Genomic DNA, 12,515 nt, shown 5'->3' with positions numbered 1-12,515 from the left:
CTGGCGGGAATAGTGACCCCCGGATCAAGTCCGGGGGCAGCCCGGTGATGTGATATCATCGTGCCTTACTGCCCAAAACCCAACCCAACCAAGGAGTACCCAAATGAACAATCCCGGAATCGATATCGCCTCTGGCCTGCAGCTCACCCGCAAACCCATGGACCGATACCGACCCTGATCTGAGCCCAGAAACCTCAGACAGGCGCGGCTCACAATAACGAGCTAAAAATGTTCAACCGCGTCATCACGTTCTTCGACAATCTCTATTCGCCCGTAGCGCTTGCCAAAAACCGGCAGCCGCCAATGGGCCTCACGCCCTTCGTCAAATACTTCATCGGCCAGTTCAGGATCGTCTTCCTGATCCGCATGGGCCTTGTCGCAATCGGCTCCATCGCCGACGCCCTGATGCCGGTCTTTGTCGGCCTCGTGGTCGGCATGCTGGCCACCACCGCGCCAGGCGAAATCTTCAACGTCCATGGTCAGACCCTGCTCTGGATGATCGTCGTCGTGGTGCTGGTGCGCCCGTTGACCTTCATGCTGGATACGCTGGTTCGCAACCACGCCATTGTGCCGAACCTCGTCAATCTGGTGCGCTGGCAGAGCCACTACCACGTCATCCGCCAAAGCTGGACCTTCTTCCAGAACGACTTTGCCGGACGCATCGCCAACAAGATCATGCAGGCCGGCGATGCCATCGAAACCGGGGTGAACCTGGCCATCGATGCGGCCTGGTACGCGCTGATCTTCGTCGTCGTCGCGGTCGTCGTGCTGGCCCAGCTCGATCTGGTTCTGCTGGTGCCGATCGCGGTCTGGCTGCTGCTCTACGCGATCCTGTTTTCCATCACCATGCCGCTGATTGCCCGCTATTCCGAGGAGATGTCGGAGAGCAAATCGGTGATGACCGGCCGGATCGTCGACAGCTATACCAATATCCAGACGCTCAAGACCTTCTCCACCGGCGAGCACGAGGACGTCTACGTCTCGGACTCGATCACCGAGCACACCGTGTCGTTCCGCAAGCTGATGCGGGTCTTCACCTATATGTGGTCGATCCTGTTCATGCTGAACGCGGGCCTGGTGGTTTCGATCACTTGGCTGGCTCTGGCCGGCTGGAATAATGGTTTCCTGACCGCCGCGGCCGTCGCCACCGCCATCCCGTTCGCCCTGCAGATCATGAACATGAGCGGCTGGATTCTGGAAATCGGCTCCAACATCTTCCGCCAGATCGGCACCATCCGCGACTCGATGGATACCATCGCCCAGCCGCTGACCATGCTCGACATCCCCGATGCCAAACCCATGGTCGTGACCAAGGGTGAGCTGGTCTATGACAATGTCAGCTTCAACTACTGGCGCGGCAAGCAGGGCAGCGTCATCGACAACTTCGACCTGACGGTCGCGGCGGGCGAAAAGATTGGCCTCGTCGGCCGCTCCGGCTCCGGCAAGTCGACGCTGGTGAACCTGGCCCTGCGCATGTTCGACGTGCAGGACGGTGGCATCCGTATCGACGGGCAGGACGTGCGCAACGTCACTCAGGAAAGCGTCCGCGCGGCCATTGGCCTCGTCAGCCAGGACACCTCCCTGCTGCACCGCTCGATCCGGGAAAACCTCAAATATGGCCGCCAGACCGCGACCGACGAGGAAATGATCCGGGCCGCCGAGCAGGCCAAGGTGCATGACGTCATCCTGGCCCTGACCGATCCCAAGGGTTTTACCGGCTACGACGCCCATGTGGGCGAGCGTGGGGTCAAACTCTCGGGCGGCCAGCGCCAGCGCGTCGCCATCGCCCGCGTCCTGCTCAAGAACGCGCCGATCCTGGTGCTTGATGAAGCCACCTCCGCCCTCGACAGCGAGGTGGAAGCGGCTATCCAGGAACAGCTCACGACGCTGATGCAGGGCAAGACGGTGATCGCCATCGCCCACCGCCTGTCCACCATCGCCGCCATGGATCGTCTGGTGGTGCTTGAGCAGGGCCAGATCGTGGAGGAGGGCACCCACGCCCAACTCCTCGCCTCAGGCGGGCACTACGCCCATCTCTGGGAACGCCAGTCCGGCGGCTTCCTCGATCTGGATACCGTCGCGGCGCAATAACTGCCCGGCGCGGGGACGGCAACATCAGCCGCCCCGCGCTGACCTTTCTGCGAATTAACCTCGGCTGTCCAAGAACAGCTGGACCCGGACCTGTTGCGGAACCACAATCGCCCCGCACAGTTCCGGATATCCAATGAGTCTCTTCGACCCCCTCCATCGCATCTTCGAGTCCTGGCTGGACCCCTTCAAAACCCCAGCCAATCTGGAACCGCCGCTCGCGACGCCGCGCTTCTTCTGGCACTTCATCAGCCAGGCCAAGCTGCCGTTTCTGGCGCTGCTGGTCCTGGGGGGCGCGGTGGCGCTGGTCGAAGCCGCGCTGTTCTATTATGTCGGCCGCCTGGTCGATATTCTCGACGCTGCCAACCAGGCCGATGGCTGGGCCGGCCTCATCGCCGGCTACGGCCCCGAACTGGTGATGATGCTCGTGGTGACGCTGGGCATCCGCTTCATCGTCACCTGGCTGTCGGCCACTGTCGAAGAGCAGACTGTCAATCTGGGCTTCTATAATCTGGTCCGCTGGCAGGCCTATGCCCATGTCATCCGCCAGAGCCTGTCCTTTTTTCAGAACGATTTCTCCGGCTCGATCGCCTCAAAAGTCTGGCAAAGCGGCGGCGCTGTCGGTGATTTCATGGTCGCCCTGCTGCAGGTGGTCTGGTTCATCGCCATCTACGCGCTGACCACCGTCGTGCTGGTCGGCCAACTCGACTGGCGGCTCGCCGCCGCGGTGATCCTGTGGATCATCGCCTTTTCCGGCCTCGCCCGCTATTACGTGCCCCGCATGCGCAAGCGCTCGGCCGCAGCCGCCGAAGCCGCCTCCGCGCTCACCGGCCGCATCGTCGATAGCTACAGCAATATCCAGACCCTCAAACTGTTCGGGTCCGCCGATGAGGACGACCGCTTCGTCAAGCGCGGGTTCGTCAGCTTCATCGCAGCCATGACCACGCTGGCGCGCACTCTGGTCGGCGTCCGCACCGCCATGGGCATGCTCTCCGGCATCGCCATCGCCGGCATCGCCGCGCTCTCCGTGCAGCTATGGACGCAGGGCCTCATCACCGTCGGCGGCGTCGCCTTCACCCTCGGCTTGGTGCTGCGGCTCTATAACCTGCTCGGCCGCATGATGAACCAGCTCAATGGCCTGATGCGCAACTACGGCACCGCCCAGAACTCCGCCGAACTCATTGGTCGCCCGCTCGGCCTTATCGATATCCCCGACGCCAAGCCGCTCGCCGTCACCGCGGGCAATATCCACTTCGACAACATCTCCTTCCACTATGGCAAGGACACCGGCGTCATCGACAACCTCGAACTCGATATCCACGCCGGCGAACGCGTCGGCCTGATCGGTCGCTCCGGGGCCGGCAAGTCCACCCTGGTCAGCCTGCTGCTGCGCTTTTACGACCTGCAGGGCGGTCGCATCACCATCGACGGGCAGGATATTTCGCAGGTCACCCAAGCCTCGCTGCGCGCCAATATTGGCGTCGTCACCCAGGATACATCGCTGCTGCACCGTTCTGTGCGGGCTAACATCGTCTTCGGCCGCCCCACCGCCAGTGAGGAGGAAATGGTCAGCGCCGCCGAAATGGCCGAAGCGGACGAGTTCATCGCCAACCTGTCCGACCTGCGCGGCCGCACCGGCTACGACGCCCAGGTCGGCGAGCGCGGCGTCAAGCTTTCGGGCGGCCAGCGCCAACGCGTCGCCATCGCCCGCGTCCTCCTCAAGAACGCGCCGATCCTCGTGCTCGACGAGGCCACCTCCGCGCTCGACAGCGAAGTCGAAGCCGCCATCCAGGGGCAGCTCGAAAACCTGATGACCGGCAAAACCGTGATCGCCATTGCCCACCGCCTCTCCACCATCGCCTCGATGGATCGCCTGGTGGTGTTGGATCAAGGCCGCATCGTCGAAATGGGCACCCACGCCCAATTGCTCAAGCAAGGCGGCCATTACGCCAGCCTCTGGGTGCGCCAGTCGGGTGGTTTTCTCGATCTCACCGATACGGCGGCCCAGTAGGGGGCCGATGTCACCCCACCGCCCAAAATGGAAGCTGGGGTGAGCACCCAAATGCTCCACCCACTCGATCTTCCCGCGGGCTTGACCCGCGGGCCTCTATCAGCAAGCGCGGTGGTGTGGTGAGAGGCCCGCGGGTCAAGCCCGCGGGAAGGGCGGTGTGTGGGGCGATTAAATCCGCTAACTCGCCACATCCAGTAGCGCCGGCGCATAAATGCCGTCGCCGCGCTGCTCCCGCGCATGATGCTGCAGCACCATGTCCTCGCTCATCGGCCGGCCGAACAGATAGCCCTGCATCACCTTACCGCCGAGCCCCACCAGCACGTCCAATTGCTCCTCGGTCTCGATGCCCTCGAACACGCAGGAAATCCCCAGATTGCGGCACAGATCGACGGTGGTCTTGATGATCGCCCGGCTGGTCGGATCACTGGTCACTTCGGCCACGAAACTGCGGTCCACCTTGATGCGGTCCAGCGGCAGCTTCTGCACATAGGTCAGGCTAGAATGGCCGGTGCCGAAATCGTCCAGCGCGATGCGCGAGCCCAGCGACAGCAGCGACACCAGCGCCGCATTGGCCTGGGCCATGTCATGCATGACCGATGTCTCGGTGATTTCGAAGTCGATGCGGCACGGCACCCCGAAGCTTTCCACCAGCGCCACGATCGCCTCGATGGCGGTATGCGACGCCAGGTCGTGCGCCGACAGATTGACCGACAACCGCAGCGGTCGCGGCAATTGCTCGACCATCACCAGCGCTTTGCGCAGCACCGTCTGGGTAATCTTGGAAATCACCCCGATCCGCTCCGCCATCGGAATGAAATCGACCGGCGAAATCTCGCCCAGCACCGGATGGCGCCAGCGCGCCAGCACTTCATAGCCGGTGGTCCGGTTCTGCGACATGTCGAACTGCGGCTGGAACAGGATGTAGATTTCAGCATCGAGGTCCGCCGTATGCAGCGCGTGCTCCAGCGCCCGGACCCGGCTGATATCGCTGGCATGGCGATCGGAGAACACCACGGCATTGCCACGGGATTCCTGCTTGGCTACGAAGATCGCGTAATCCGCCCGGTCGCACAGCGCCTCGGCAGTGTCGTTAGGGCGAGATGCGGCAAACCCCGCGGATGCCGAAACATGCGGATTGGCGCCAGGCAGCACAAAGGGCTGCCGCACGGTCAAACACAGTAGCTCGCCACAATCGGTCAGCCGCTTTTCGCTGATCGGCCCCTGCAGGATCAGCCCGAAGACGTCCGCCTCGAGCCGCGCCACGAATGTGGTTGGGCTGCGCAGCGTCATCACTCGGCGCGCCATTTCGATCAGCACGCGATCGCCGGTTGCATGGCCGAAGATATTGTTCACCGCCTTGAAGCCGTCGATATCCAGCCGCGCCACCGCGATATCGGTGCCGTCGGCCTTGGCCTGTTCCAGCATCAATCCCAGGGCATGATCAAACTGCCGGCGGTTGGGTAGCCCGGTCAGCGCATCGATATTGGCCAGTCGCTTGTTCTCGTCGCTCAGGTGCTGCGTTTCATCCTGCCGGCGCACCATCTCGCCGCGTGACGCCACCAGCTCGGCAAAGGTCTTGAAATTCAGCGACGTCACGAACAGCAGGGCGCACACTATGATGATCAGGTTCAACGCCATCGCGATGAAAATCGGATTGCCCTGGATCGCCACGAATACCGTGAATGGGATCATCACACAAAGCGCGGCCGTCAGCGCTGCCGCGCGCAGATGCATCAGGCAGAACACGCAACCAACCGAAGTGATGCCGATATAAAAGACGACATGCGCCTGCTGGAAGGCATTGCCATAGGGGAAGAGGCTCAAGGCCCAGGCACAAAATCCGAAGCCGAGTACGGCCGACACGGGCACGGACAAGTTCAGCAATTTGCGCGCTTGCACGTCACTGATGGGGACATTGCGCCTGCCCCACAGCTGGGCGATGCGGATCAGGCAGATAACACCCAGGATAGTGGGCACGACCATGCTCAAGGCGGGCGGGGCGCTCAAATGGGTCAATGACAGGATGGCCGCGTTGACCAGCAGGATCGCGTACATCAGCGGGACCTGACGGGTAAATCCGTGTGCCTGCGACTGGATCAGTTCTGGATTATCCGGCGGCACGGAAAAGAACCTCTCAAGGTTCTTTAGTAGCGTCATGGCGGTCCCCTCATGCGGCCAACCTACGCGTAGAAATCCTAACACAAATGTAAATGCAGGCCCTGCAATTGCCTGTCATTGCTGGAAATGTCCCTTTAGATAAAATATTCCCGAAAACTGCCGCTTTTGCCGGCTGGAAACGGTTTCAGAGGCTGTTTTCGTGCTTTTTTACCGGCGCTAACCAGGGAGCTCATCGCGCGAAAATAACCCAGGGCCCATTGGCACTCGAACCGAGTCCGATTAGAAGCGATGGAGGAGTGCAAACGATTGCATTTGTCGCCTTCGTGTCGGAATATCGTTAATACAAGACGCTGGCGGTCATGCGGCGCAGGGGAGAATACAAGTGTCGGAACTCATGTCACGCAGCGCGGCCACATCGCTCGATTTGGCCGGCGCTTTCGTGTTGACCTCGCCAGCCAATGACACGCGCGTCCCCATTGTCTTGCCGGGCGATGTGCATGGCGCCCTGCTGGCCGCCGACAGGATTCCGGATCCCTATTTCGGCGAAAACGAGAAGGTCGTCGATTGGGTCAACCGCACCCAGTGGCACGTCGAACGCAGCTTCACCGCCACGCAAGCCGATGTCGATGGCTACCTGACGTTGACCCTTGCCGAGGTCGATTGCATCGCCACCGTCCTGCTCAACGGCGAAGTCGTCGCCAAGACCCAGAACTCCTTCATCCGCTATGATCTCGATGTCACCGGCAAGGTCCATCCTGGCGACAACACGCTGCGCCTTGAATTCGAGGTCACCCGCGATGTTGCCGAGGCCCGCTCCGACGCCCACCCGTTCCCCATTCCCTTCACCTACAACTACCTGACCAATGGCCTTGAAGGCGTGCACATGAATTTCGTGCGCAAGGCCGCCTGCCATGCCGGATGGGATTGGGGCGTCTGCCTGATGCCGATCGGCATCTACGGCACCATGAGCCTGCGCAAGACGCGTCTCGCCCGTCAGGACAGCGTCCAGGTGGACCAGGCTCACGGCGCCCATTCGGTCGAGCTGGCGATCAAGACCCACATCTTCGCCTTCGCCCATGGCGAAGTCGAAATCCAACATTCCATCGACGGCCAGACCATCACCGACAAGGTCGCCGTCCGCCCGGGCGACAACGTCGTCACCCACAACATCACCATCCATGACCCCAAACTGTGGTGGCCTGCCGGGCAGGGGGAACAGCCCATCTACGAGCTGACCACCAATCTGGAAGGCGAAAAAACCACCCGCAAGATCGGCCTGCGCAAGCTGGAATGGATCATCGAAAAGGACGAGATCGACCACTCGTTCAAGTGCCGCGTCAACGGCCGCGACATCACCATGATGGGCGCCAACTGGATCCCCGCCGACGCCATCCCCTCGCGCATCACCCCCGCCGTCATCCGCGACCTGCTGGAAAGCGCCAAGGCCGGCAACATGAACATGCTGCGCATCTGGGGCGGTGGCCAGTATGAGCCCGACTATTTCTACGACCTCTGCGACGAACTCGGCCTGCTGATCTGGCACGATTTCATGTTTGCCTGCATGAGCTACCCGTCCGACCGCGACTTCCTCGGCGACGTGCGCACCGAAATCACCCAGCAGGTCCGTCGCCTCAGCCACCACGCCTGCATCGCCCTGTGGTGCGGCGATAACGAAGTCATCGGCTCGCTGCACTGGTACCCCGAAACCAAGGCCGCGCCCGAACGCTACGTCGCCAACTACGACCGCCTGAACAATATGCTCGGCAACATCGTCGAGGACGAAGACCCCATCCGTCGCTTCTGGCCGTCCTCGCCCTCGCAAGGCTACATGGATTTCTCCGACGGCTGGCAGTCAGATACCCGCGGCGACACCCATTATTGGGACGTCTGGCACTCCGCCAAATCCTTCGAGGCTTATCGCACCGTCAATCCGCGCTTTGCCTCCGAATTCGGCTTCCAGTCCTTCACCTCGATGAACGTCATCGAGACCTTCTCCGAGCCCAAGGATCGTAACCCGTCCTCGCCGGTCATGGAAATGCACCAGCGCAACAATGGCGGCAATGCGCGCATTCTCGAAACCATGACGCGCTACTTCCGCTTCCCGCGCGATTTCGACCAGATGGTCTTCCTCAGCCAGGTCCAGCAGGGACTCGCCATCAAGACCGCCATCGAATACTGGCGCTCCACCAAGCCGCGCTGCATGGGCACGCTCTATTGGCAAATCAACGACATCTGGCCGGTCGCATCCTGGTCGAGCCTGGATTACGGAGGGCAGTGGAAGCTGCTGCACTACATGGCCAAGCGCTTCTACCTGCCCATCAACGTCGTTGCCGTTCCCAATAAGGAAAACACCCAGATCACCCTCAAGGGCATCAACGACATCGGCCGGCCGGCTTCGATCCGCCTGCAGGTCCTGGCTGTGCGTGTTGGCGGCGGTGAACGCGTGCTCTACGAGCGCAACGCCGCCATTGGTGCCGACGCGGCTATCGGGTTGACCACGATCGACGCCAAAGCGTTGGAGAGCGACGAATTCCTGCTGTTCTCCTGGCGCGATGCGCACGGCAATCTGCTGGGCGAAAACGACTTCTTTCCCAAGCCCTACAAGGCCTATGAAATCGTCGTTCCCGCCATCACCACCGAGTGGTCGACCGTCGACGGCAAGCCCGTGCTGACCCTGACCGCCGACAAGCCGGCCCTGTTCACCACCGCCACCGTCGACGCCCCCGGCTATTTCTCCGACAACGCCGTCACCCTGCTGCCGGGTCGCCCGACCGTGCTGACGTTCAACGCCCGCCACGGCGCTACGCCCTCGGTGGATACGCTCGCCGCCAGCCTCAAGGTCCGCGACCTGTCCCAGACCTTCTAGGGGCCTCGGCATTAACCCTTTCTTCCCGCGGTCTTGACCCGGGCCTCCGTCCGCACGGCACAAGCGACCAATGGCCCGCGGACCCAGTCCGCGGGGAGGGCGGTGGGTGGGACCGTACGTGCCCCATTAAGGCTCATGTCTCAGCCAAACAAATCGCCTCTTTCCGGGGAAGGAGGTTCTACCATACAAGAATCCGCATCCCGCCATTGACAACCCCAACCCGATCTCGCAACGGTGAGCCGGGCGCATCCTCCTGCCGCCTGTCGGAAGTGTCATGTCGAGCAATATCGCGCCCCTCGAGGAGCGCCGCCTGTTGGGCATCGGCCTCGTGCTGGGCGCCTTTTTCTTTTTCACCTGCATCGACAGTTCCGCCAAATGGCTGGGCCTTGCCGGCCTGCCGGTGATGCAGATCGTGTTCATGCGCTATGCCGGCAGCCTCGTCATCGTCTCGGCAACTTCGCTGTCGCATCAGGGCACTGGCTTCGTCCGCTCCGCCAATATCGGTATCGAGATTCTGCGCGCGCTGGCTCTGCTCGGCTCATCGTTGTGCAATCTGACCGCCGTGCAATACCTGCCGCTGACCGTTACCGGCTCCATCGCCTTCACCATGCCGCTGATCCTGTGCGCCCTGTCCGTGCCGCTGCTGGGCGAGCACGTCGGCTGGCGCCGCTGGACCGCCATCGCCATCGGCTTCGTCGGCATCCTCATCATCGTCCAGCCCGGCACCAGCGCCTTTCACCCGGCGGCACTGCTCTGCATCGGCGGAGCCTTCTTCTCCGCTCTCTATTTCCTGCTCACCCGCCGCCTTGCGGGCGTCGACTCCACCGCCACCCAGCAGTTCTACGGCAATGTCATCGCCGCTGTGGTGCTGGCCCCGTTCGCCATCGTCCATTGGGTCTGGCCCACCCGCCCCGTGGATTGGGCAGTGTTCGCTTTCATCGGCGTCGTGGGCTATGTCGGCCACCAGTTTTCCACCATCGCGCATCGCTTCGCGCCCGCCTCGACCCTGGCGCCGTTTGCCTATCTGCAGATCATTTTCATGGCCCTGTCAGGCTGGCTGATCTTCGGACAGGCGCCGGAGTTTTCGCTCTATCTCGGCGCGCCCATCGTGATCGCCAGCGGCCTTTACATCTGGCTGCGCGAACGGGCTCTGTCCCGCCCCGTGACCCCGATCGCGGAGGAACGCTAGGCCATGGCCATCGCTCCCGTCGAAGAACGCCACAATACCGGCATCGGCATCCTGCTGGCGTCCCAACTGATCCTGATCTTCCTCGATACCTCGGCCAAATGGATGTCCACCCAGGGCATTCCGACCGGCGAGATCATTTTCATCCGCTACGCCGTCCATGTGGCGCTCATCCTGGTGTTCGTCTGGCCGCTGCGCAGAACCGCGCTCTTCCATACCGCCAATTGGAAGCTTGAAGTCCTGCGCGGCGTCTGCCTGCTCGGCACCACTGCCGGCAATTTCCTGGCCATGCGCTTTCTTCCACTCACCGTTACCGGCGCGCTGATCTTCACCAGCCCCCTGATGGTCTGCGCCATGTCCGGCCCCTTGCTCGGGGAAACCATCGGCTGGCGACGTTGGCTCGCCATCGGTGTGGGCTTCATCGGCATCCTGATCATCGTGCGCCCTGGCACCGAGGCGTTCCAGCCCGCCTCGCTTCTCGGCCTCGGCGCAGCCTTCTTCGTCGCGCTGTTTTCTATCGTCACCCGCAAGCTCGCCGGGGTCGATACCGCCATGACCCAACAGTTCTACGCCGGAGCGGTGGCGCTCGTGCTCGTCACCCCCTTCGCCTTCACCGGCTGGACCTGGCCCAGCAACACCATTACCTGGCTGGCCTTTTTCGGCGCCGGCACTGTCGGCATGGTCGGCCACATCCTGATTTCGGTCGCCCACCGCTTCGCGCCGCCCTCGACCCTGGCGCCGTTCAACTACCTGACCTTGCTCTACCTCGCCTTCGTCAGTTGGATCGTCTTCAGCCAGCCCCCCGACGCCTGGTTCTTCCTCGGCGCCGGCATCATCATCGCCAGCGGCCTCTACATCTGGCTCCGCGAACGCTCCCTCAACAAACGCACCACATCGGTGGACGAAGCGATCGTCGATTAGGGCTTGTTATCCCCCTGCGTAATCAGCCGCGCACTCCTTTGCCCGCTCAAATAAATCCACAGCCAGCTCAGCACCACCGCGATGCGGTTCTTGGTGTCGATCAGGAAGTAGATGTGCGCCAATCCCCAGGCCCACCAGGCGATCCAGCCCTTAAGCTTGATCCAGCCAAAGTCGATCACCGCAGCGCGCTTGCCGATCGTCGCGAGGTCCCCCGCATGCTTGTAGTGGAACGGCTTGCTCGATGTATCGCCCGCCAGCCGCGCCTTGATGGTCGCCGCTGCATGCTTGCCGCCCTGCTTGGCCGCATCGCCGACGCCGGGCACCGGCTTGCCATTCGGCATGACAATGCTTGCCGTGTCCCCAACCACGAAAATCTCGCTGTGCCCTGGCACCGTCAAGTCTGGCTCGACCTTGACTCGTCCGGCCCGGTCGGCCTCCAACCCCAGCCATTTCGCCGCCGGCGATGCCTGCACGCCCGCCGCCCACAGCACCGTCTTCGCGGCAATCCGCTTGCCGCCATACTCGACGCCCTCGGCATCGATCACCGTCGCCAGGCTGCCCAGATCGACCTCAACGCCAATATCGGTCAGCGCCCTATGCGCGTACTCCGACAGCTCGGGCGCAAAATTGCCCAACACCGCCTTGCCGCCCTCGATCAGCACGACGCGCGCTTCGTTCGACGCGATACTGCGAAATTCCCCGCGCAAACTGGTATGCGCCAGTTCAATAATCGCCCCGGCCAGTTCCACCCCGGTCGGCCCGCCGCCGATGATCACGAACGTCAACAGCGCCTTGCGCAATTCCGGATCGCCTGTGCGCTCGGCCTGCTCGAACGCCAGCAATAGCTTGCGCCGGATCGTCGTCGCATCTTCCAGCGTCTTGAGGCCGGGAGCAAACTGCTCCCACTCGTCATGGCCGAAATAAGCATGCCGCGCCCCGGTCGCCAGGATCAGGCTGTCGTAGGGCACGCTGCTGCCGTCATCGAGTTGCACCACCTTGGCGGCCTTATCCACGCCGACCACACTTGCCAGCAGGGTCCGCACATCCGCACGGTGCTTCAAGATATGCCGGATCGGCCACGCAATTTCCGACGTGCTGAGCGAGGCCGTCGCCACCTGGTAGAGCAGGGGCTGGAATAGATGATGATTGCGCCGGTCGATCAGGGTGATGTCCACACCGGCGCCCCGCAAAGCCTGCGCCGCCGCGAGCCCGCCAAAACCCCCGCCGACGATCACCACACGATGCCTGCTGACGCTCATCACAGCCTCCTATGTTCCCACTATAGATCGTGGTTGGCGCAGCCGCCCACAACGACTGCGCAGGCA

General features: G+C 62.6%; 7 protein-coding genes. 5 read left to right on the top strand and 2 right to left on the bottom strand.

The window, feature by feature from the left end; all coding sequences use genetic code 11:
• The first annotated feature begins 228 nt into the window (after positions 1-228).
• Both ABIB57_RS03125 and ABIB57_RS03120 read left to right on the top strand, forming a co-directional pair.
• Positions 229-2,091 (top strand): ABC transporter ATP-binding protein, encoded by a 1,863-nt coding sequence (locus tag ABIB57_RS03125; protein WP_354038371.1) that lies wholly within the window; start codon positions 229-231, stop codon positions 2,089-2,091.
• 133 nt (positions 2,092-2,224) lie between these two features.
• Positions 2,225-4,099 carry an ABC transporter ATP-binding protein gene (locus ABIB57_RS03120; RefSeq protein ID WP_354038370.1) on the top strand — a complete coding sequence of 625 codons (1,875 nt, stop codon included), beginning with the start codon at positions 2,225-2,227 and terminating at the stop codon, positions 4,097-4,099.
• Between the two features lie 177 nt (positions 4,100-4,276).
• Here ABIB57_RS03120 and ABIB57_RS03115 read toward each other — a convergent pair whose 3' ends face one another.
• On the bottom strand, positions 4,277-6,256 hold the full coding sequence (locus ABIB57_RS03115) for a putative bifunctional diguanylate cyclase/phosphodiesterase (RefSeq protein ID WP_354038369.1): 1,980 nt from the start codon (positions 6,254-6,256) through the stop codon (positions 4,277-4,279).
• Between the two features lie 343 nt (positions 6,257-6,599).
• On the opposite strand from ABIB57_RS03115, the gene ABIB57_RS03110 reads away from it, so the two are divergent.
• From ABIB57_RS03110 to ABIB57_RS03100, 3 genes are all read left to right on the top strand, one after another.
• A complete protein-coding gene (locus tag ABIB57_RS03110) occupies positions 6,600-9,083 on the top strand; it encodes a beta-mannosidase (protein WP_354038368.1) in 2,484 nt (827 codons plus the stop codon).
• A 274-nt stretch (positions 9,084-9,357) separates the two neighbouring features.
• On the top strand, positions 9,358-10,272 hold the full coding sequence (locus ABIB57_RS03105) for a DMT family transporter (RefSeq protein WP_354038367.1): 915 nt from the start codon (positions 9,358-9,360) through the stop codon (positions 10,270-10,272).
• 3 nt (positions 10,273-10,275) lie between these two features.
• Positions 10,276-11,190 carry a DMT family transporter gene (locus ABIB57_RS03100; protein ID WP_354038366.1) on the top strand — a complete coding sequence of 305 codons (915 nt, stop codon included), beginning with the start codon at positions 10,276-10,278 and terminating at the stop codon, positions 11,188-11,190.
• On the opposite strand, the gene ABIB57_RS03095 is transcribed toward ABIB57_RS03100, so the two are convergent.
• Complete coding sequence (locus ABIB57_RS03095; protein WP_354038365.1) at positions 11,187-12,449, bottom strand: NAD(P)/FAD-dependent oxidoreductase; 1,263 nt, start codon at positions 12,447-12,449, stop codon at positions 11,187-11,189. The genes ABIB57_RS03100 and ABIB57_RS03095 overlap by 4 nt on opposite strands.
• Positions 12,450-12,515: the final 66 nt, after the last annotated feature.

The organism is Devosia sp. UYZn731, assembly GCF_040546795.1.
In the GTDB taxonomy this organism is placed as follows: Bacteria; Pseudomonadota; Alphaproteobacteria; order Rhizobiales; family Devosiaceae; genus Devosia.
This window is presented reverse-complemented; position numbering and strand designations above follow the sequence as displayed.

Coding starts and splice junctions, on each gene's coding strand:
- ABIB57_RS03125 (WP_354038371.1), top strand. CDS start 229: ATGTTCAACCGCGTCATCACGTTCTTCGACAATCTCTATTCGCCCGTA.
- ABIB57_RS03120 (WP_354038370.1), top strand. CDS start 2,225: ATGAGTCTCTTCGACCCCCTCCATCGCATCTTCGAGTCCTGGCTGGAC.
- ABIB57_RS03115 (WP_354038369.1), bottom strand. CDS start 6,256: ATGACGCTACTAAAGAACCTTGAGAGGTTCTTTTCCGTGCCGCCGGAT.
- ABIB57_RS03105 (WP_354038367.1), top strand. CDS start 9,358: ATGTCGAGCAATATCGCGCCCCTCGAGGAGCGCCGCCTGTTGGGCATC.
- ABIB57_RS03100 (WP_354038366.1), top strand. CDS start 10,276: ATGGCCATCGCTCCCGTCGAAGAACGCCACAATACCGGCATCGGCATC.
- ABIB57_RS03095 (WP_354038365.1), bottom strand. CDS start 12,449: ATGAGCGTCAGCAGGCATCGTGTGGTGATCGTCGGCGGGGGTTTTGGC.